Source organism: Acidimicrobiia bacterium, from assembly GCA_016650365.1.
GTDB lineage: Bacteria > Actinomycetota > Acidimicrobiia > Spongiisociales > JAENVV01 > JAENVV01.
Window position 1 is genome coordinate 1 of sequence record JAENVV010000336.1, and the last position, 21,162, is coordinate 21,162.

Annotated in this window: 21 protein-coding genes; 7 read left to right on the forward strand and 14 right to left on the reverse strand. The window is 59.9% G+C overall.

From position 1 onward, the window contains the following. Nucleotides 1–133: 133 nt before the first annotated feature. Complete coding sequence (locus JJE47_18005) at nucleotides 134–1,114, reverse strand: ATP-binding cassette domain-containing protein (GenBank protein ID MBK5269320.1); 981 nt, start codon at nucleotides 1,112–1,114, stop codon at nucleotides 134–136. Nucleotides 1,115–1,231: 117 nt separating this feature from the next. On the opposite strand from JJE47_18005, the gene JJE47_18010 reads away from it, so the two are divergent. Beyond that, entirely contained in the window at nucleotides 1,232–1,714 is a 483-nt protein-coding gene (locus tag JJE47_18010; GenBank protein MBK5269321.1) for a DUF2587 domain-containing protein, read from the forward strand. Further along, on the forward strand, nucleotides 1,711–2,181 hold the full coding sequence (locus tag JJE47_18015) for an FABP family protein (protein MBK5269322.1): 471 nt from the start codon (nucleotides 1,711–1,713) through the stop codon (nucleotides 2,179–2,181). Before JJE47_18010 ends, JJE47_18015 begins: the two co-directional genes overlap by 4 nt. Here JJE47_18015 and JJE47_18020 read toward each other — a convergent pair. After that, nucleotides 2,178–2,564, reverse strand: a complete 387-nt coding sequence (locus JJE47_18020; GenBank protein MBK5269323.1) for a cupin domain-containing protein — start codon at nucleotides 2,562–2,564, stop codon at nucleotides 2,178–2,180. The genes JJE47_18015 and JJE47_18020 overlap by 4 nt on opposite strands. A 125-nt stretch (nucleotides 2,565–2,689) precedes the next feature. After that, a complete protein-coding gene (locus JJE47_18025; GenBank protein ID MBK5269324.1) occupies nucleotides 2,690–4,690 on the reverse strand; it encodes a beta-propeller domain-containing protein in 2,001 nt (666 codons plus the stop codon). Nucleotides 4,691–4,799: 109 nt separating this feature from the next. On the opposite strand from JJE47_18025, the gene JJE47_18030 reads away from it, so the two are divergent. Next, complete coding sequence (locus JJE47_18030; protein MBK5269325.1) at nucleotides 4,800–5,285, forward strand: YajQ family cyclic di-GMP-binding protein; 486 nt, start codon at nucleotides 4,800–4,802, stop codon at nucleotides 5,283–5,285. A gap of 79 nt (nucleotides 5,286–5,364) precedes the next feature. Next, entirely contained in the window at nucleotides 5,365–6,159 is a 795-nt protein-coding gene (locus tag JJE47_18035) for a hypothetical protein (protein ID MBK5269326.1), read from the forward strand. Here the strand turns inward: JJE47_18035 and JJE47_18040 are convergent. After that, nucleotides 6,156–6,680 carry a DUF1697 domain-containing protein gene (locus tag JJE47_18040; protein MBK5269327.1) on the reverse strand — a complete coding sequence of 175 codons (525 nt, stop codon included), beginning with the start codon at nucleotides 6,678–6,680 and terminating at the stop codon, nucleotides 6,156–6,158. The genes JJE47_18035 and JJE47_18040 overlap by 4 nt on opposite strands. Nucleotides 6,681–6,824: 144 nt before the next feature. On the opposite strand from JJE47_18040, the gene JJE47_18045 reads away from it, so the two are divergent. Then, nucleotides 6,825–6,992, forward strand: a complete 168-nt coding sequence (locus JJE47_18045) for a DUF1059 domain-containing protein (protein MBK5269328.1) — start codon at nucleotides 6,825–6,827, stop codon at nucleotides 6,990–6,992. Nucleotides 6,993–7,075: 83 nt separating this feature from the next. Here the strand turns inward: JJE47_18045 and JJE47_18050 are convergent, their stop codons facing one another. The 4 genes from JJE47_18050 to JJE47_18065 form a co-directional block, all read right to left on the reverse strand. Then, entirely contained in the window at nucleotides 7,076–7,585 is a 510-nt protein-coding gene (locus JJE47_18050; GenBank protein ID MBK5269329.1) for a gamma carbonic anhydrase family protein, read from the reverse strand. Nucleotides 7,586–7,611: 26 nt separating this feature from the next. Next, on the reverse strand, nucleotides 7,612–7,776 hold the full coding sequence (locus tag JJE47_18055; GenBank protein ID MBK5269330.1) for a hypothetical protein: 165 nt from the start codon (nucleotides 7,774–7,776) through the stop codon (nucleotides 7,612–7,614). Beyond that, nucleotides 7,715–8,233, reverse strand: coding sequence for a hypothetical protein (locus JJE47_18060; protein MBK5269331.1), 519 nt, complete (start codon nucleotides 8,231–8,233; stop codon nucleotides 7,715–7,717). Before JJE47_18060 ends, JJE47_18055 begins: the two co-directional genes overlap by 62 nt. 244 nt (nucleotides 8,234–8,477) lie before the next feature. Next, nucleotides 8,478–11,357: a S8 family serine peptidase gene (locus JJE47_18065; GenBank protein ID MBK5269332.1), complete on the reverse strand. Its 2,880-nt coding sequence runs from the start codon at nucleotides 11,355–11,357 to the stop codon at nucleotides 8,478–8,480. A gap of 189 nt (nucleotides 11,358–11,546) precedes the next feature. Between JJE47_18065 and JJE47_18070 the strand changes: the two genes are divergently transcribed. Further along, the gene (locus JJE47_18070) at nucleotides 11,547–12,464 is read left to right on the forward strand and encodes an LLM class flavin-dependent oxidoreductase (GenBank protein MBK5269333.1); all 918 of its coding nucleotides are present in this window, start codon (nucleotides 11,547–11,549) and stop codon (nucleotides 12,462–12,464) included. Here JJE47_18070 and JJE47_18075 read toward each other — a convergent pair. The 6 genes from JJE47_18075 to ilvC all read right to left on the reverse strand — a co-directional run bounded on the left by JJE47_18075 (nucleotide 12,461) and on the right by ilvC (nucleotide 20,015). Then, on the reverse strand, nucleotides 12,461–13,768 hold the full coding sequence (locus JJE47_18075; GenBank protein MBK5269334.1) for an acyltransferase: 1,308 nt from the start codon (nucleotides 13,766–13,768) through the stop codon (nucleotides 12,461–12,463). The two genes, JJE47_18070 and JJE47_18075, sit on opposite strands and share 4 nt — an antisense overlap. Before the next feature lie 263 nt (nucleotides 13,769–14,031). Beyond that, nucleotides 14,032–15,072, reverse strand: coding sequence for an SAM-dependent methyltransferase (locus JJE47_18080; protein ID MBK5269335.1), 1,041 nt, complete (start codon nucleotides 15,070–15,072; stop codon nucleotides 14,032–14,034). A 148-nt stretch (nucleotides 15,073–15,220) separates the two neighbouring features. Continuing rightward, complete coding sequence (gene glgB, locus JJE47_18085; protein MBK5269336.1) at nucleotides 15,221–17,131, reverse strand: 1,4-alpha-glucan branching protein GlgB; 1,911 nt, start codon at nucleotides 17,129–17,131, stop codon at nucleotides 15,221–15,223. Next, on the reverse strand, nucleotides 17,128–18,108 hold the full coding sequence (locus JJE47_18090; GenBank protein ID MBK5269337.1) for a succinylglutamate desuccinylase/aspartoacylase family protein: 981 nt from the start codon (nucleotides 18,106–18,108) through the stop codon (nucleotides 17,128–17,130). Before JJE47_18090 ends, glgB begins: the two co-directional genes overlap by 4 nt. Further along, nucleotides 18,098–18,985, reverse strand: coding sequence for a 30S ribosomal protein S6--L-glutamate ligase (gene rimK, locus JJE47_18095; GenBank protein MBK5269338.1), 888 nt, complete (start codon nucleotides 18,983–18,985; stop codon nucleotides 18,098–18,100). The genes JJE47_18090 and rimK overlap by 11 nt, the downstream gene beginning before the upstream one ends. A gap of 19 nt (nucleotides 18,986–19,004) precedes the next feature. Then, a complete protein-coding gene (gene ilvC / locus JJE47_18100) occupies nucleotides 19,005–20,015 on the reverse strand; it encodes a ketol-acid reductoisomerase (GenBank protein ID MBK5269339.1) in 1,011 nt (336 codons plus the stop codon). A 251-nt stretch (nucleotides 20,016–20,266) separates the two neighbouring features. Between ilvC and JJE47_18105 the strand changes: the two genes are divergently transcribed. Further along, nucleotides 20,267–21,162: aldo/keto reductase (locus tag JJE47_18105; protein MBK5269340.1), on the forward strand; the 896-nt coding region annotated here is incomplete at its 3' end.

Here is a 21,162-nt window from a genome sequence, read left to right on the forward strand (position 1 = left end):
GGTGCGGACCATGTCGCGCCACGTGACTGTGGCAGTGTCCAGAAGCGCTGCCCGAACCCTGTCGGAGATCGAGGCATCAGGGTCAAATCTGTGCTTGGCAGGAGAGGCGGTGGTTGTCATGGCGCTCCAGGTGTCACTTGGCGTTCGGATTCGTAAGACTCAAAAACACATCGTCAAGGGTGGGTCGACGAAATTGAAAGTCAGCGATAGTCACGCCGCTGTCGCCGAGGAGTCGCAGCGTGTCGAGTGCCGGACCCGCTCCTTCATCGATCGGAATATGGATCTCGCGAGTTTCCAATGTCGACGTCATGCGAATGTCGCCAACGATCGTCAGGGCCTTGGCGAGGTCATGGTCGGTCTCGAAGTGAATTTCAAGGACGTCACGTTTGAGCTGCTGTTTGATCTGTCGTGGGGTCCCTTCGGCCACGACCGCGCCTTCATCGATCATGACGATCTCGTCGGCAAGCCGATCGGCTTCCTCAAGGTACTGAGTGGTGAGCAGAATGGCGGTCCCCGAGGCCGCCAGGGACTCAATCGCCTCCCACATTTCGTTGCGGCTGCGAGGGTCAAGGCCCGTCGTTGGTTCGTCGAGGAACAGGGCAGGCGGATCGGCGACGAGTGCCGCCACGACATCCACCCGACGTCTCTCGCCGCCACTCAGGGTCGATACGGGACGGTCGGCGAAGTCGGCAAGTCGGAACCGTTCCACGAGGTCGGAAATTCGTGCCTGAAGGTCGGCCTTCGGTATTTTGTAGAGACGCCCGAACAACTTGAGGTTCTCCCTCGCAGTCAGCATCTCGTCGACTGCCGCCGCTTGACCAGCGAGACCAATCACGGTCCGCACGGCTCTGGGGTTGGACGAAACATCAAATCCAGCCACCCGGGCCACGCCACTGTCAATGGGGAGAAGGGTGGTGAGCATCTTGATGGTTGTCGTCTTGCCCGCACCGTTTGGTCCTAGCAAGCCGACCACCCTGCCCGCCCCGACGGTGAAGCTCAGATCACGAACCGCCATCTTGTCGCCAAACGACTTGTGTAACCCGACTGCTTCAATCACGGCTGGCGGGCCGGTCGGGCGTTTTGCCGAATCTGTCTCGTGACCTTGATTGGACATAGTGTCTAAAAGATTAGGCGTAATGTCTAGTAAGTGCAACCGGCTCATCGACGCTCCCTCGCCGGATGCACCACGACACTCGGACATGTGAACCCAGGAGCCAACTAGCCTGGTCACATGGAAATCGAAACTGATCCAATTCGCCCCGACGGCGTCGAAGAAGCAGTCGAACCCATCGAGAAGAAACGGCCCGGTGGCCAGGCGATCATCAGCGAGCCAAGCAAGATCATCCGGATCGCCTCGATGACCAGAGCGATGCTCGAAGAGGTCCGTCACGCTCCCCTCGATCCGGCCGGTCGACGTCGGTTACTCGACATCCACGAGCGTTCGCTTGACGAACTCGCCGACGTGCTTTCCGATGACCTCAAGGAAGAATTCAAAGAGATCTTCCAGCCCCTCAACTCGGACACCCCAACCGAGTCCGAGCTGCGTATCGCCCAGGCGCAGCTGGTTGGCTGGCTCGAGGGGCTCTTTCACGGGATTCAGGCCAGCCTCATGAGCCAGCAAATGGTGGCGCAATCGCAGCTCTACGAGATGCAGCAGAAGGCCATCGAAAGCGGCGAAAAGCCATCACCACAGTATCCCGGTGTGTATTTGTGAGTGACCTGCCTCCCGAATCGGCCCAATTGGAACCGCTGATCGGGACCTGGAAGGGGCAGGGCCACGGCGACTACCCGACGATCGAACCGTTCGACTACCTCGAGGAAGTCTCCTTCTCGACCATCCCGACGAAGCCCTTCCTCGTGTACACCCAGAAGACCCGTCATGCCGAAACGGGGGCCCCGCTTCACACCGAAGCCGGCTACGTACGGTCGGTCGAACCGGGCCGGGTTGAACTCACGATCTCTCAGCCGACCGGCATCGTTGAGGTCCACTCAGGAACGATCGAAGATGGCGTTTTTGCTTTCATGTCTGACCGGGTGGTGACCACCCCGACCGCCGTCGACGTGTCGGCCTGTACCCGTACGATCACCGTTACCGCCGACGTTTTGTCGTACGTGCTCGCCATGGAGGCGGTCGGCGAGCCTCTGACGAAACACCTCACAGCGCGACTCGTGCGCGTCTAACGTCGGTAGTCCTCGTCGCTGACCTTCTCGGGTAGCCATTCGGTTGCTCCGCCGGTCGTCAGTGACAGATGCATCATGTGGCTGGTCTCGGAGGCCCCGTGCCAGTGCTTCTCACCAGGCGGGGTATAGACGACATCGCCGGCTGACACGTTGACCGTTTGCCCGTCTTCTGTTTGCACCCGGCCGGCGCCAGAAGTGATGTACAGGACCTGGCCATCAGGGTGCGAATGCCAATCTGAACGAGCTCCCGGCTGGAACATGACAGCGAGCGCGGTAAGCCTTCGGTCGGCGGCTCTCGATAGCGGACCGTTCGAAACCGATCCCGTGAAGTGCTCGTTGCCTGACGCTTGCCAGTTGATACGTTCTGCCGGTGTGTGTTCCACTGCCCCTCCATGATCCTGGACGCCTCCATCCGAGGCTAGCCAACGTACCGTGCGCTCGCCGACCGCGCAGAAGGCGGGCCGCCAGGTGATGCTGGGAACACCTGCCGACCCGCCTTCGTGGGTTTCTAGAACTTGGTGTAGACCACTCGCTCAAAACCATCGACGTTGAAGACGGCAATGCCACCATTGGTGACGAGATAGAGGCGATCGTCGATGCGGATGGTACGACGGGTTCCGGACATCCAGGGATCGATCGGCATGCCAACCTTATCCTGTTCCGACCACTTGATCGGGCCGTCGGCCTCCGGTCGGAGGATCGATGCCAGGTCAAGCGTCTTGTCGTTGACGACAACCGCCATCACGCCGCCATCGTACGTCTGATCCGAGGTCTTCTCATCCCACAACCACGACTCGAACGGCGCGTATGCCACTCCGTTGGTGAACGTGAAGGCCAGATGATCATATTCGACCGCCGAATAGGCGTTTTCGATCACCACCGTGTCGAGGAGTGTCGGGTTGGCAGGATCAGAGACATCGAACAACGACATCTGGGTTCCCTGCGTTTGCCCATCCTCGGTTCCGGCTTGTCCGACGCCGAGCAATCTGCCTTCACCAACCGGATGTAGATAGGCCGAGTAGCCCGGGATCTTCAACTCGCCGGCAACCGACGGTTGTGTCGGATCTGAAAGGTTGATGACATAGAGAGGATCGGTCTGGCGGAACGTTACGACATAACCGGTATCTCCGATGAAACGGACCGACTGGATCTGTTCGGACTTACCGAGACCATCGACGGAACCGACCTCTTTGAGGTCAGCACCGGTCAGCGCGAATACCGTGACCTGGCTTTGCGAGTCGGCCGTCGACCAACCCCACCAGTTCGGCGTCGTCGTTGACGCAACGCGCAGGTGGCCGTCGAATTCGTCCATCGCAAACTGGTTCAGCAGAAATCCGGGGGCGGTGCCTGAGCCGACGTACTTCGGGGCAGACCCTGACGTATCGAACAAATGGATGTCCGTGCTGAATTCGTCTGCGGCCGTGATCGCATCACTTTCGGCCAGGATTCCCCAATCCTGCCAACGAGCCGTCGCCAGATAGGTCCGGTCCTCGTTGGCGTACATCGTGGCACCCGATGCCACCACGCCGGCCGAGTCCCAATTGGCTACCCCCTGCCCGGCCAGATCGAAGGTGAGGAGCGAAAGGGTGTCGATGCCCGAGAACGTCGTCGGAGCCATGACACTGGCGCAGTCGAGAAGGCGGCCGTCGGTTTCGGTCGACCCGTCCTTGAGAACGTAATACGGGAGCCAATTATCGAGATTGGACGCCTTGATGACTGCAATATTCGCTTCCGTTGCGTCCCGCTCGGCGCGCAATCCACTCCCCTGTGGTTGCTCAAAGGCCAAACCGACCGGCGACGAATTGATCGCGACCCGCAACTCTGAGCCAACCAAGCGGGCTGAAAGATAAGACCCGTCGAATTCCAACGTACGGGTCACCGAAACGTTGGTTGGATCCGAGACATCGACCTCGACGATCTTGGTCGTATTGCCGCCGTAGCCGCCACCACCGTAGCGATAGCCGGTGTCCGACCAGACAACCCCCATCAGGACAAGCGTGTCCTCGTGGAGAAGCATGGACTGCGGATACCAATCGAGTCGGAGACTGTCGGTGATTTCAACGCCATCGGGCGTAACGACCGCTATTTGAAGGCCAGTGTCGGCAATGGTAAAGATCCGATTGCCGTCGGTCTTGACGATGTCAGCTTCGTCAACGCCTGTCACCTGCACATTGGTGTTCGAAAAGTCCGTTGAGCCCGACCCTGAAGCTTGGGCGCCTGAAGCGGGCGCCACGGAATCGCGAGCAGCCGGTTCCTCCATCATGACCGGCCCTCCGAAGTATCCTCCACCAAAGCCATATGGGCCGACGATGTCGGCCGCTTTGGTGATGTAATAGTCGAGAAGAGAGTCGCAGTTCGAGAATTCCTGAAAGTAACCGCCAACGAGTACGGTTCCGTCGCCTTGTGGCTGACGCGCCACCGAACCATCACTTACCGAGCTAGTTGTGCTGCCAGTGCAGGCGGCCACGGCTATCGCCATGACTGCCAACAATGCAAGATTGCGTTTCATCGATCGCTCCTTTGGAAAACCCTGACCATGTGACGCCGAATGTCCCCCGAATGGTTCCAACTTTCTCCTTACATTCTCGATGACCGGCGCCGTCTGATATGGTCTTTCCATGCCTAGTTTTGACGTCGTTTCTGAACTCGATATGCAAGAAGTCACCAACGCGATCGATCAGTCAAATCGGGAGACAACCACCCGATTCGATTTCCGTGGCACCGACACGACTTTCGAACTCAAAGACAACACGATTGTCGTTGAATCGGCTTCGGAGGGCCGCATGGATGCCGCCATCGACGTGCTCCAAACCAAATTCCTCAAACGCGGCTTGTCGATCAAAGCCCTGTCCGGTGGCGACGTGAAGCCGGCCTCAGGCGGACGGGTCCGAGCGGTTTTTGACCTCGTGTCGGGAATCCCCCAGGACGCCGCCAAGGAGCTAAACAAATCGATCAAGGATCAGAAGCTCAAAGTGCAGATCCAGATCCAGGGAGATCAACTGCGGGTGCAGGGCAAAAAGCGCGACGACCTGCAGGAGGTCATTGCCCACCTCAAGAGCCTTGATTTCCGGGTTCCGCTCCAGTTCACGAACTTCCGGGACTAGGCCTCTGCGGTTCCCACATCTCGTCCGTGCCATCGACCCGCGCTACCGGTCGAATCTCCACGCCCTGATCCTCGCCGGTTTGGCGGGGCTCGTCCTGTTCGTGGTGTCGATCGGTGATGGATTCGGGCCGGCATTCAACCTCGCCTGGCGAGCCGGGGTGGCAACGATTGGCGTCTGGGCACTGAGCCGAGAACTCGACCCTGATCACCCCAGTAGTGCCGGCCTCGCCGCCGGTCTTTCGATCCCGGCCTGGCTGCTGTTTGGGATTCCCGATCTGATTGCGGTCTTTGCCGTTGTCATTACCGCCCGGGTCCTTCTCCGGCCCACCGGTCGCGCCCCTCACTTTCTCGATTTCCTCATGCTCTTCGGGCTCGGGGTAGCGGCCGGTCGGACGAGTCCGGGATGGCTGTTGGGGCTCGTGCTGGCGTTCGCAGTTGCCAGAGACCGCGGCCTGGAAGGCGAACCAAGCCACGGAGCGCGACTTACCGCTCTGGCGATCGCGGCGGGAACGACTGCAATGGCGGTGCGCTCTTCGGAGGTAAGCAGTGGTCTCGGCGGCCTGATCCCGGTCATCGACCCACAGGTACCGTCTCTGGCGATGATCACCCTCATCGCCCTCGGGCTTATTGCAGCCGTCTTCACGCCTCCCTACGCACCGATTTCCAAAGGAGATCTGTCGAAGCAACCACTGTCTGCTCGCCGGCTCCAGTCGGCCCGCCGGATCACGTTGGCCGGTGCCATCATCGTCATACTCATAACCCGTCAGGCTGGCATGGTGGCGACCGCTCCCCTATGGCTCGCCTGGATTGGCATCGCCCTGGTAGCCAGGCGGATCGTGCCTTTGCCGCTCGGGCATGACACGAGACGTCGCTAGCGCTCTTCGAGCATTCCGAGAATTTTTTGCACGGTTCGCCAGTTTCTGGCCGTCGCCGGCACTCCAATAAGACGCTCCAACTTCGGCGCCAGAAATGACCCGGTCAAAAACTCCGGTGTGTACAGGTAGACCGCCGCATCGGTGATGTAGAACCGCTCGACCGGCGATTTGACCGCCTCCATCTCCGCTTTGGCAGTCCAGCGTGGTGTGCCATCGAGGAAGTAGACATGCATTGCCTTAGGTTCGTCGGTTGGGAACGGATTCCCGTCAGCCACGGCCCGAAAGGCTTCGTCGGAGAGAACCATCACTTTGGGTCGGAAACCGGCGAAATGCTCAACGGCCACCGCGATCGAATCTGCCCATTCACCCGTATCGGCGTCGAATACCACATTGCCCGATTGGATGTAGGTGGTGACGTTGTCGAATCCGAGGCCGGCCAGTAACTGCTTGAGATCGGCCATGGGTAGCTTGCCGGTCCCGCCAACATTGATCCCCCGCAATAAGCCAACGTACGTCGCCATAATCCGCATCGTAACAACCAGCGCCCTAACGGCTGAAGCAAAATCGACGGCCCGGTTGAGCAGACATCGTGGCCACACATCGGTCCGTCAGCCGCGAACTGAGATTGGTATGCTTGTGCCCAGGACCAGTTAGAGGAGGACACCATGGCTTATACAGCAGCTTGCGCCGACACCGGCGCAGATTGCCCGGGAAACTTCACGGTTGAAACGAAAGGCGAACTCGTCGAGCACCTCAATATTCACCTGGCTGAATCTCACCCGGGCGTTGAGATGACGTTGGATGAAGTAGAGCAAATCATCAAAGTCGTCTAGAACAGCAGACCAGACAACCCGGCGCTCATGGCTGACACCATGGGCGCTGTCGCGTCGCGACAATTACCCGACCGAGACAGTGGCTATGGGCCAAGCGACCGGTAGGTTGCGGCCAGTCGCTGATACGTAATGACGCCTTCGGCCTGACGAAGAATCTCGTCTTCGGTCAGTTCCCTGATGGGCTTGGCAGGGATTCCCATCGCCAGGGTCCACGCCGGGATCACTTTTCCTTCGGGCAAAACAGACCCGGCCGCCAACCAGGCTCCTTCACCCAACACGGACCGGTTGAGGGCTCTGGCACCAATCCCGACAAGGCAAAAGTCACCGACCGTCGCGCCATGAATGACTGCCGCATGCCCGACCGTCACATCGTCACCAACCATGCAGGGAATCTCTTCGTCGCAATGAAGTACCGAATTGTCCTGAATGTTCGTCCGCTCACCGATACGAATGGAGTCGAACTCGGCCCGGATGACGACTCCAAACATGATGACCGCGTCTACACCGATGGTGACATCGCCGTAAATGTGCGTACCGGCTGCGATGAAGGCGGACGGCTCGATACTTGGTTGAGGGAGGTCTAGCGGTTCCACCTGTTCAACAGTAGTGCACGCCGGCGTTAGGAAATGCAGCAGGCCGCAAATCCGACCACCGCCGCCAACGGCGTTCGCAACTCGTGAGAGATGGCCGCCACGAACTCGTCCTTGGACCGCACCAAGCTCTCAAGGCGTTCGTTGGCGAGATGCTCCAGGGTGATGTCCTCTGCGTGAATGACCGCCTGCACGAGGCCACCACCTGACCGGGGAATGGATGAGCGGCAGGCCGCCACGGTCCATGGCAATCCAGTGCAGGGGAATTTCGACAGCCTCCGACACCAGCACCCAGAAGCCGATCAGAAGCGCTTCACGTGAGGGAAGAATGATTCCGGCCAGCGCCGCCACCAAGAAGAGTCCGACGCCCAATCCCGCCACCGGACCCATCAACCACCACATCCCGAGAAACGCGACCGCATCCAGCTTGAAGGCCAAGAACAAATGACGCACCGGATCTCGCCTGTTCCGCATGGGCACCGAGCCGGCAATAAGAAGCAGACCCAACGTGGCTATGGAACGTCCGGTTGGAGCTACTAGCGCCGAGCCTATCGCTATCGCCGCCAGGAGGGCATAGCCAACCATTCGGGACCTGGCGACCTGAGCAGCCAAACGGTCGTCATTCAAGAAGGGAAGATGGATCGAGGCCATCACTTCCCATCGGCCGCCCGGAACCGATCACTGAGGAATTGGTCGGATCTCCGACAATTCCTTGGATGCGCATCGACGCGCTCAAGACATCGAATCCCTAGCACCGAGCTAGCGAAGATCAACCACCGAAACACCTCGGACGAGGCTAGTCGCGCCCATCAGAAGAATGCGCATCCAATCCAAAAGCAAGGTGGGGCCTCGGAACACTCCGAGCCCCCACCTCTCCACTTTGACGGTTTACCAACTATGGAAAGCTGATTGAGGTTCCCTGTTTGCCAGGTACGTCATTCGAGGTAATCCACAGCATGTCGCCCGAGCCGGTGGCAGACATGAAGTTGGCACCGCCCGGGGCAAGACCGAACTCTGCGACATCAGGGACCACCAGGTTATCGAGGTCGACGGAGCCTACTGCCACGTCGAACTCGCTCCCGGTAAGGTCGTACCAGAACGCCGTATAGTCAAAGTCGCTATCCCCGTCGGGCAGAATCAAGCTACGCGTAGCCGTGAGAACCGCCGAGTGATCGTTGTTATCCGCGATCACGTACCAGTCGAGCGGAAACGCTCCAGTTCCCAGGTCGAACACTGCGGTGACCAGCGTCCCCGTTGGATCGGCGCCCTGAAGGATGCCGAGATCGGCCGCGACGATAACGGACTCCGGAATCCCATCCCCATCAGCATCTACGTAAATATCAACCTCGGTCGTGGACATCGAATCCCAAGGAGCGTCGCCAACCACGCCAAACTGTACGACGTCTTCACCGAAGAAGTTTTCGCGCACGCCGATGGCATCGAACGAGTACTCCGTACCCCTCGTAACGAGACCTTCACCGCCAACATGGGTGAAGCCGTCCACGAAACCAACCGACTGACCATTGTTCTGAACCTTGATCTTCTTCCCGACTGTCTTGATCGCGATATCCGATGCTGGGTCCACTGCAGCGGTATAGGCCACGTTGAGCGCATCAGAACCGTCGTTCAGGACCACCCAGCCATCGACCTCAGTCTGCGAATAGAAGCCGTCATCCTCCGTCATGAGACTGGGCTTCACCGAGACTTTGATGTTGAACTTTTTCGTCTGTCCGGCACCAACACTCAGCCGGCTCACTGAGGTCGTTATCGACACCCCTGTGATCGGCGTGTTTGGAACGTGAGAAAGTGCGAACACTTTCCGTGCGTTGCTCATGTTGGTGACCTCGACAGTCATCTGCCTGGTAGTCGGTTCCGCCACATTGATGCGCCCAAAGGACACGCCACCTGGCGATGCATAGCTCTCAAGAGCGCTCGCCCGATCAGCCCTGACCACGCCCGTGCCCTGCAGTGTCATCGGGTAATAGCCATTTGCAGGAACGGTCGAGTTCTGCAGGATCGCCTTGATGCCGGCGACTGCGAGGTCGGGATGCTGCTGACGCAACAATGCCGCCAGGCCTGCCACATGCGGCGAAGCCATCGACGTGCCGCTCTTCACAGAACCGCCGTCACCACTTCCGACCTCTGTCGAGACAATGCCAAACCCAGGCGCGGCCAGATCCGGCTTGAAAATGCCGGTCCGACCGGGACCACGTGAGCTGAAGTCCGCCAATTGATCGGCTAATTCAGGCTTGGGAAGCTCGGCGTCGGCGTTCAGGGCGGCCGATACGACCGCGCCACCGTCCAATGCGGCCCGAATTGTGGTGCCATCAGCTTGGGTTATGAAGACCGACGGGATCGTGATCGTCCCGTCACTGCCACCCATGGCGATCGGATCACCTGGCGCATTGTTGTGAACGATGACGCCGAGGGCACCGGCGTCTTGCGCGTTTTTCACTTTGACTACGAAGCCACAGTCACCGCGGCTAATCAAGGCGATCTTGCCGGCGATTCCGGCGCTATTCGTTACGGACGAGCATCCATTAGCGGGAAGTGCCTGAGCCACGAGACCGGTCACTGGTGCATCCGCGAGCGAAGGGCCGAAACCGGCGATCCCTGCCTCTAGTGTGCTGTCAACGCCATCGATGCTCACCACAATGCCAAGCACTGAGTACCCGCCGTCAATAGATGCAGCGACCGATATGGCTGCCGGAGAAACAGCCGGAGCGCCGGTGACGTATGCAGCGGCAGAACCTGAGTTCCCTGCTGATGCCACCACGATCACACCTGCGTTCACGGCATTCGTCGACGAGATAGCACTCGGGTCGTCCGGACTTCCGAATGATGAACCGAGGCTCATGTTGATGACATCAAGGTGATCGTCCATCGAGCCGTCACCGTTGGGGTCCATTGCCCACTCGATCGCTTCTGAGGTCACGTTCGTGGAACCCTCGCAACCGAAGACCCGCAATGCGTAGAGAGTCGCTCCGGGAGCGACCCCGGCTCCCACCTTGCCGGGAACTTCAAGTCCCGCTGCAGAACCTGCCACATGACTTCCATGGCCCTGGCAGTCGAGCGGGTCAGGATCGGGCATCGGCGTGGCCGAGGAATCGGCGTTGTAGGTATCCCCAACGAAGTCGTATCCGCCTCCGACTTTGACCGTTGGAAAACTACCGGGTTCAATAATCGTGCTGTCGTCGGCTGCAAAGTCAGCCGCGTTCCCGCTTCCACCGAAGGAAGCGTGGTAGTAGTCGATTCCAGTGTCGATGACACCAATCGTCACGCCATCGCCATCGCCATACGCTTCCCAAACCTCTGGTGCATTAATCCACGGCACGCTGGATGAGTTGTCCACGTAATGCGTCGTCACCTCAGCCACCGATCGAACGCCACTCATCGCGGCCAATGTTGGAATATCGCGAATGGTCGCGTCCACGCGAATACCATTAGCGCCAACTCGGAGCTGGTCTAGAACCCGAATATCCGAACTGAGCTGGGAGATGAACTTGGCCTGTTGTTTGCTCAGCGACGCAGCATGTGCCTTCTGTACCTTCGGCGTAGCGGCGTTCCCTTTCAACGCAACGAGCTCTGCGACCGCAGGGGCATCAAGCTGGACAAAAAGTTGAACCGGAGCGTCGAGGTCGACAGGACCTCCGACTGCGTTCCCGGTTGCTCGCTCCGGCGCGGACCTATCAAGGGACGCCCCCTGGGCTCCTGCCGGCACTACCAACGCCAACATCATTACGATCGCTAACCCGGCGACATGGAATCGTCTCACAACTTCCCCTCCTGAGCGTCGGACGCGCGGACACACGCCCGGATTCGAATATAGCTTACAAGTTTGACTGTTTCCGACGGAAAGCGGTTGTTTCCTCACACTATGGAGGATACATGCAGAGAGCCAGGAAAGTCCCCCGCCACGCCTGGCCCCTGAACTAACGTCGCGTCACGAAATCGAGGAGAACAGATGCAACTCGCGTTACAAACATCCGGGAACTACGAGGCCGTGCTCCTGGCGGCCAACTGGTCTGAAACTACGGGCCTGGCTGCGATTGCGCTCCCCGACCATTACCTCATGTCAGCCGTCGAAGATGCCCGTCCGGTTTACGACGCGCTGATCCAATTCGCCGGGCTCGCCCGAGAAACGGATACGATCGACCTCGTCGTGTTGGTCTCCCCCATCACCTTCCGGCATCCGTCCGTCTATGTGAAGACCGCCGTAACCCTGGCCGACATGTCGGGCGGCCGATTCAAGCTGGGACTGGGGACCGGGTGGATGGACGCCGAGCACGAAGCGTTCGGAATTCCCTACCCCGAACGGGCCGAGCGGTTCCGACACCTGGAAGAAGCCCTCGCGTACTGTCAAGCGGCCTTCGACCCGACCAACCCCGGCTACGAAGGGGAGCTCTACCAGCTGTCGTCGTTCGATATTCAACCAATGACGTCCGTTCCACTGCTTATTGGCGGGTTTGGGCCATACAAGACGCCCCGACTGGCGGGCCGGTATTGCGACGAGTTCAACGTCTACTCAGGGCCGATCGACGAGATGCGCATCAGGATCGAACGAGCCAGAGAAGCTGCTGAAGCATCGGGACGATCAGGAGACGACCTGTTTGTCAGTACTGCCTGCCCGCCCATTGTCGGCCTCACTGATTCGGACTACCGGGCCGCCCTGGAATCGGCCGTGCCAATCATGGGGAAGGACAACGCCGACGACCTGCACGACCTGCTCGAACGCCGGGGGTATCCGCATGGAACGCCCGACCAAGTTGCGGACATCCTCGGACAGATGGAAGGCATCGGCGTCGAACGCTGGTACGTTCAAGCTCGCCTCAAAGAGGTCACTGAAGACTCACTTGAGGACCTGTTTGCCTGCTTGCGCTAAGTGCCGGCGTTCGACTTCGGCTTGATCTCCAGAACCCCTGCCAGTGTGGCGCCGACGAACGCCGAAAGGGGTATCCAGAGTCGGGTTTCGCCTTCGGCGTTCGACAGGCCAAGCGTCACCGTCGCTGCCAAAGCCATCGCAAAGATGGCAACCCCGAAGCCAAGCGCGACCGGATGACGAGTCACCCGCCTGGCGCTGCGATGCTCGAAGCGCTGGAAGATGAGCACGAGCGGAAGTGTGATGATGATCAATATGGCAATCCAAATCGGCCGGGTAACCCACCAATCCGCACTCAGCGGAACTGCCTGGAGGAGGCCTTGTGCGAAGGAGAGGGAGACGAGAACCAGCAGCACCATCGCAGTCATGTGCCACAGGTACACGCTCATCGTGAAGCCGCTGGAGAGGATGACCACCGACCAGGGCGTTTCCCGCTTCAACCACTTCTCAAGCGTCGGCGTCATGCCAGCGAGCCATCCGGCTTGAAATAGCGCCAACGCCAGCAGGGCAACCGTCGGCGGCGAGTTGTTGCTCATTTCCCTGGCACCGTCGACACCAACCATCGCAACCGAGTACGGGCCGAACTGCGTCAGACCAACCAGTAGTAACAGACCAAGGCCGGCGAGCAACCATCCGGTGCGGGGCTTCGGGCGTCGATCCCATCCGTGTCCGAGTTGATGGATGGTCAACCAGACAACCAGAAAGTTGAGGTAGCCGACGTACTGAACATCAAAACCGACCCGAAGCACATCGATGAGAATCGCCATGCCCGCCCCGAACGCCACTGATGCGAATCCCCAGCGCTCCCAGGCGGCATACGTGAACGGGGCTGCCACGACGGCCATCAGGTAGACGGCCAGGAACCACATCGGGATCGTGGCAGCAATCGTGCCTACTCGCAGCAACCCTGGATCGATGAATCTTCCGAGCGCAAAGACCCCGAGGCTCCACACCGCGATGACGGGCAGGGTCGGGGTTATCAGCCGCTGAGCACGAGATGCGAGCCACTCGCGTCGGGGCGTTCCGGCGTTCCGAGCCGCCACGATTGACCGGCCGTTCGAGAAGCCGCCCGCCAGAAAGAACAGCGGCATCACCTGCAGAATCCAGGTGACGTATTGGAGTACCCGACTCTCCGTCAACGCATCTCCGAATTGGGCTTCGCCGAGCGTGTTGATCCATACGAGGGCCATCAACCAGTGGCCGAAGACCACGACGAGCATCGACACCGACCGCACCATATCGATGCTTCGCAACCGATCGTCCGGGGTTTGGCGGGCGATCTCGCGAGGTCGGGTCAGGATGCTCATATGAACTGCCCCGTGCGATGTTTTTGGCTGACCGTCATGGTGAAACCCTTCCGTCACCTACGCTCGTAGGCCTGGTGGGCAGGTTACCGGCCGAGCCACCAGCGACCTAGCGAATCGCCTGGGGGATCCCCCCGGAAACCAACCCAGGGTTCCAGCACCCGATTACGGGTGCTCCAGCCCCCAGATCAACCCAGGGTTCAACCCTGGGTTCCAGCGCCCGATATCGGGTGCTCCAGCCCCCAGAATGGCGGGCTTGGCGGGGGTCAGTGGCGGCCGACGAGGACCCGGAAGTCGCCGAGACCTCTCGAATGAAGCAACGTTTCGGCTTCGTTCTTACGACTCCGGACCACCAAACGTTCCATCGGGTCGCCGTCCCCGGCGAGAGCCAGTTCCTGTCGACGAAGCTCGGAGAGTTGCGCCCGCAATCCATACTCGGTCAAAAAGTCTTCCTGCCTCTGGAGGGTTGCTTCCCAACCAAGCTCGGCGCAAATCGCCAGCAAGGACGAGAAGTTCACATCGGCGGTGATATCGGTTTCACCGGGAAACGCCAGCGGATCAGGACCGAGATGATGGGATCGATAGGTCCGCAGTGTCCCGAAGCTGCGTCTCGGTACAAGCGCTTCTGCCGTGTCGCCGTAGTCGATGATGCAGACCGTCCCCGTTTCGATGCGGCCAAGCAGGTCGCGGAACCAGGCGTCCCCAAGAACATGCGCTTCGACCAGTCCTCCGACCGGCACATCGCCCCCGAACCGTTCCACCCAATCGGCCACCTCGTCACGAAGCGGGGCGGCGACCAGACACAAGTCCGCGCCATCCACGCCAATCCATCGCTCCTCCCATCCCGAATCAGTGCGAACCGCGATGGCGACCGGGAAATTGTCTAGAAGTTCGTTGGCGATGACGACGACGGGTTCGTCGAATGGTACGTCATCAAGCGAAGCGACCACCCGCTCGGCGCCGACCACGTAGCTGGTAGCAATCTGGGCAGCCATGGAAACCTCAACCGCCCAGGCCTCCGCGTCGACGATCTCCAGCAGAGCCTTCAACAGAGAGCCTGATCCTGCCCCAACTTCCACCACCCGGGGCATGACACCCAGGCGCCCTGCTTCAGCGGTCACAAACGCCGCCAAGGTCGCCCCAAAGAGGGGCGAGACTTCCGGACTGGTCAGGAAGTCACCCGCCTTGACGGACCTGAGAGCATCGCCGACGAAAAACCCGCCCGCCCCATACAGAGCACGCTCCTGAAACTCTTCGAATGGAATCGGCCCATTCTCGACAATGAGGTCTACCAATTGGTCTCTCATGGTCACCCCCTTTCTCCGATACATACCCGTGCCGTCGAGCCAAGACCATGAGTCTACGATCCCCCCTCCGGCTCAACCCGCCCCCGACCTTGCCTTGATTGTGGGCCAGCTGGCGGATATCCGGATCAGAGCCGGTCGGGAATGCCAATCATTGCGGGGCGAGAATCAACGCGGCAAGGGGCGGCAAGGTCAACGCCAATGTCCCCTCCGTCGCCACAAGGGGGCCAGATTGCATAACGCCCGAACCGCCGTACTTGCCGTTGTCTGTGGTGATCAATTCCTGCCAGGGCCCATCGACCGGAACCGGCAACCGGTATTCGCGCTGAACTTCCGGCGTGAAATTGAAGACAGCAACAACCACGTCCTCTCCATCGGACCGCGACCATGCCAACACGGACCGATCAGAGTCGTCAGCCATGAGCCAGGCAAAGGAGCCAGGTTCATGATCACCCCGATGCATCGCCGGAACGGACCGATACAGGCCCGCCAGGTCCGACACCAACGCGAGGATCCCGGCGTGGGCCGGATCCTCCAGCGCCGCCCAGTCGAGTTGACCGGCATCGTTCCATTCGGAAACTTGTCCGAACTCGCCGCCCATGAATAGCAATTTCTTGCCGGGCTGAGTGAATTGTTCGGCGAACAACAGGCGCAAGTTGGCGAATTTCTGCCAGTCATCGCCCGGCATCCTTGTGAACAACGAGCCTTTTTCGTGAACCACTTCATCGTGGCTCAATGGCAGCGTGTAGTTCTCCGAAAACGCGTAGACCGCCCGGAATGTGATCTCCCCATGATGATGCGAGCGGTAGATGGGATCCCGACCGAGATACTGAAGGGTGTCGTGCATCCATCCCATATCCCACTTGTAGTCGAAGCCAAGCCCGCCGACGTATGTCGGAGACGACACCATCGGCCAGGCGGTCGACTCTTCCGCAAAGGTGGCCACCCCGGGAAACTCTGCATGAATCGTGTCGTTGAACTGGCGCAAGAAGTCAATGGCGTCCAGGTTCTCGCGTCCCCCGAATCGGTTCGGTACCCACTCCCCGGCCTGGCGTGAATAGTCGAGATACAACATCGATGCCACGGCATCCACTCGCAGCCCATCGACGTGAAACCTCTCGCACCACGCCGCAGCGCTCGAAAGCAGAAAACTTCGGACTTCGGGGCGACCGAGATCAAAGACGTACGTGCCCCAATCCGGATGCTTGGCCTTGCGCGGATCGGCGTACTCGTACAGCGGGCCACCATCGAACGAGACCAACCCGTGGGAATCGACGGCAAAGTGGGCAGGGACCCAGTCGACGATCACCCCGATCCCGGCCCCGTGCAGCCGATCGATCAGGTATTTAAAATCTTCCGGAGTGCCCCACCGGGAAGCCGGAGCAAACCAACCGATCGGCTGGTATCCCCACGAACCACCGAACGGATGCTCATTCGGTGGGAGGAACTCGACATGGGTGAACCCGATGCGAAGGATGTGCTCAATGAGTGGTTCAGCAAGACCCCGATATCCGAGCAGATCACCGTCGTCGGTGCGCCACGACCCGATGTGCATTTCGTAAATCGATACCGGACCCTCGTGCGACGCCCCGCGCCGGCTCATCCAGTCACCGTCGGTCCAGCCGAAGTCGTCCCACCACAGCCGGGTGTTCCGATCCGGCGCTACCTCCCACCAGCTACCAAATGGATCGGACTTATCGACAACTCCGTTCGCCGAGTAGATCTTGAAGTGGTAGCTGTCACCGATAGTTCCGCCCGTAACCGTGGCTTCCCAGATTCCGTCGCGCGGTAGCAATGGGATTTCATTCCATCCTGTCATGTCTCCCAACACGGTCACCCGGGTTGCGGCCGGGGCCCATACGGCGAAGGCCACAGCCGGAGTGCCGGCGATATTGGTTCGGTGGGCGCCCAGAAAGCGATATGCAGCAGCATGGGTGCCTGTCTTGAAACGCCCCAAGTCGGCGGCGGTGGCCGGTTCCCAGCCTCTCGGCTGACCTGGCCCGACTTCGGCGGGGGTCAGACGAGTGGTCGTGCTCTTCGGGGACCAGTCAGAACTACTCACTTGACGGCTCCTTTTGGGTCTTCTTCGGCGATGTTGGCAATTGGTCCACCCTGGTTGATGATGGGGTTAGAAATGATACCGATGATCACGCCGCTGACCGGAGACAGAACCCGGAGCGACTTCCCCGGAGAAGTCGAACCGATTCGACCGATGACGTCACCTTTTTGGACCGTGTCACCCAACGCCGCTTCAAGACGCAGAACTCCCGAACGGCGAGCACGCACCCATCTGGCAGACCGCGACCAGAAGGTCGTATGCGATGGGAGAGGCGCCTCAGAAATCATGCCTTTGTGGGCAAGAAGTCGAAGGGTTCCATCGACGCCCTCCTGGATGACATTGTGCTGGAACCGGTGCGCCTGACCGCCCTCAAACAACAAGATCTTCCGATTATCATCGGACGCCGCGCCTCTCAGCGACCCATCGCGAAGCCTGGCGTGAAGAGCCACTGGGGGAGCAAAAACCTCTGTCAGCGAATAGACCTCGGGGTCGTCCATATTTCCGCGAATCTGAGGAACGTTGCCTCGATGACCGGTCCCCGTGTGATAGTCAATTCCGAGTTCGCAATGGATCGCAACGTTCTTCATGAACAGGTCGGCAATACGAGAGGCCAGTGACCCGCGGGCCGAACCCGGGAAGTGACGGTTGAGATCACGGCCGTCCGGAAGGTAGCGGGACTCGTTGACGAAGCCGAGCACGTTGACCACGGGCACCGCGATGATGGTTCCCTTCAGCGCTCTGGGCGATATCGACCCAAGAAGCTGATGGATGATCTCGACGCCGTTTAGCTCGTCTCCGTGAATGGCAGCCGACAGGAAGACCACCGGGCCTTCATCAACCCCGTTGAGTACCGTCATCGGAAGCGACAACGATGACCCGGTCGGCAGCTTCATCAGCGGAATCTCCAGAGTCTTTCGATACCCGGAAGGGATCTTGACCCCGGCGATTTCGAACCGCGGTCGAGGCGGTCTACGAGCCATTCCCGACCCCCGCCACCACTTCAAGCCACTCGATAATCCGGTCAGCAACGTCGACCCCGGTAGTGGTTTCAATACCCTCGAGTCCCGGCGAAGAATTGACTTCCAAAACCACGGGACCGCGATCAGCCTGGAGTAGATCGACGCCCGCCACGCCGAGTCCCATCACCCGGGTGGCGCTGACCGCCAGGATTCGCTCTTCTTCGGTGAGCTCGACGGGAACGGCAGTGGCTCCCCGGTGGAGATTCGAACGGAACTCACCGATCGGGGCGATCCGCCGCATGGCGGCCACCGCTTCGCCACCAACCACGATAACCCTGGTGTCGGCCCCATCGGACTCTTCGATGTATTCCTGGACGAGGATATTGGCATCCAGCTGACGGAAGGCACCGATCACCGACTCGGCGGCTTTTCTGGTTTCGGCGAGCACCACGCCCAGACCCTGGGTACCCTCCAACAACTTGATCACAACCGGTGGTCCACCGACCGCCTCAAGCAGCAAATCGATGTCCTGAATGTTGTGAGCGAATCCGGTAACCGGCATCGGGATACCAGCGTGAGCGAGCAATTGCATTGAGTGCAGCTTGTCGCGCGATTGCTCGATCGCCACCGAACCATTGGCCGTGGACGTCCCCATCATCTCAAACTGACGGACCACCGAAGTGCCATAAAACGTATGGCTGGCACCAACCCTCGGGATAACTGCGTCGTACATGAGCCGACTACCCCCCAGGATGACCTCGGGCCGGGTGGACGTGATCTCCATGTAGGCCCGCAGGTAGTCGACAACCGTTACGTTGTGATTGCGGCGCCGCCCGGCCTGAACAAGGCGAGCCGTCGAGTACAAGGAGGCATTACGAGAAAGAATCCCGATATTCATGGCGGGGGTCCGGCCCGTTCTAATCCGCAGGAGGAGCCTTCGGAGTGAGGAACGGCATCATCGACCGAAGCTTGGCTCCGACCCGCTCGATCTCCTGGTCCTGCTCGGAGCGGCGCATCGCGACGAGACCTTCGCCGCCCCCGCGGGTTTCGGCAATGAACTCTCTGGCGAATTCCCCGTTCTGGATCTCACCAAGGATCGTCTTCATCGCTTCCTTGGTCTCAGGAGTTACGATCCGCGGGCCCCGGGTGTAATCACCGTACTCAGCGGTGTCGGAGATCGAGTAACGCATCCACGACAGGCCACCTTCATACAGAAGATCAACGATGAGCTTGAGTTCGTGGAGCGTCTCAAAATAAGCAGACTCCGGTTGATAGCCGGCTTCGACCATCGTCGTAAACGCAGCCTTGATCATCTCCGAAACGCCACCGCACAAAATGACCTGCTCGCCGAACAGGTCGGTCTCGGTCTCTTCCTTGAAGGTCGTCTCAAGAATCCCGGCGCGGGCTCCCCCGATACCCCAGGCATAGGACAGGCCGAGAGCGTGAGCGTTGCCGGTGGCATCCTGATGAACGGCGATAAGGCAAGGGACCCCGGACCCTTCCGTGTACGTTCGCCGCACCAGATGTCCAGGCCCTTTCGGGGCGACCATCACTACGTCGACGAACTCTGGAGGGGCGATCTCACCAAAGTGAACGTTGAACCCGTGGGCAAAGAACAGCGCATCGCCCGCCGACAGGTTGGGTTCGATCTCGGATTTGTAGAGATCAGCCATGTGCTGGTCGGGAACGAGCATCATGATGACGTTGGCAGCCTTGGCCGCTTCCACCGGGGTAACGACGGTCAAACCGGCTTCTTCAGCCTCGACCCGACTCTTCGAACCTTCTCGCAGCCCCACAACAACGTGGACGCCGGACTCGTGCAGATTGCGGGCATGTGCATGGCCCTGGCTGCCAAACCCAATGATCGCAACGGTCTTCGCCGAAATGATCGAGGGATCTGTGTCACTCTCGTAGTACATGGTGGCCATCGTTCGTTCTCCTCGCGTTCTTGCCCATGGGAGTATCGCCGCGAAGCCACCAAGGGTCAAAGCCGTCATTGTGACCGATCCGATACGATCTCCCAGCCATCACCGTCCAAGGTCCCCTTAACAATCAATCAACACCGATTACGCTCGCCTCAAGGTCTTGCTCAAGGGCACGGCGAGAAACCGGGACTGATCAGGCACAGATCCCGGTGCGAGTCGCCACCGCGAACCCCACCCCCCACTATCCTCGTCTCATGAAAACACGAACCTTTGGCAAAACCGGTTGGACAGTTGGCGAGGTTGGGTTCGGGGCCTGGCAGATCGGGGCCGAGTGGGGTGAGGTTTCCGAGAAGGACGCTTCCTCGACATTGCACGCAGCTCTCGACGCAGGGGTCACGCTTTTCGATACCGCCGATGTATACGGCGACGGACTAAGCGAGCGGCGACTAGCCAAGTTTCGCAGTGAGCGATCCGAGCCGTTCCACATCATCACCAAGACAGGCCGCCGATGCAATCCGCACACATCGGCCGAATATAACGAAACCAATTTGAACGCCTTTGTCGATCGATCTCGCCAGAACCTCGGTGTCGACACGCTCGATCTCGTTCAGCTGCACTGCCCTCCCTCTGACGTATACGAAGGGACTGAGCAGTTCGAAATCATGGACGCCATGGTGGCTGCCGGCAAGATCCAGTACTGGGGCGTGTCCGTCGAGAAGATCAGCGAGGCTGAGCTCGCCCTGACTTGGCCAAGCTTGACCAGCATCCAGGTCATCTTCAATGCCTTTCGTCAACGACCGGCCAGGGAGCTGCTCGGCCACGCGGCGAGAAAGAATGTGGCGATCATCGCCAGGGTGCCACTCGCGTCGGGCCTGTTGGCGGGCAAGATGACGGCCGAAACGACGTTCGGGTCCGACGACCATCGCAACTACAACCGGGACGGACAGGCCTTCGACATAGGGGAAACCTTCGCGGGTGTTCCGTTCGAAACCGGCCTCAAAGCCGTTGAAGCGCTTCGACCGCTGGTACCCGAAGGGGCCAGCATGGCGCAGTGGGCGTTACGCTGGATCCTGATGCACGAAGAGGTTTCGGTCGTCATTCCGGGCGCCCGCAATCCCCAACAAGCGGCAGACAACGCCGCCGCCAGCGA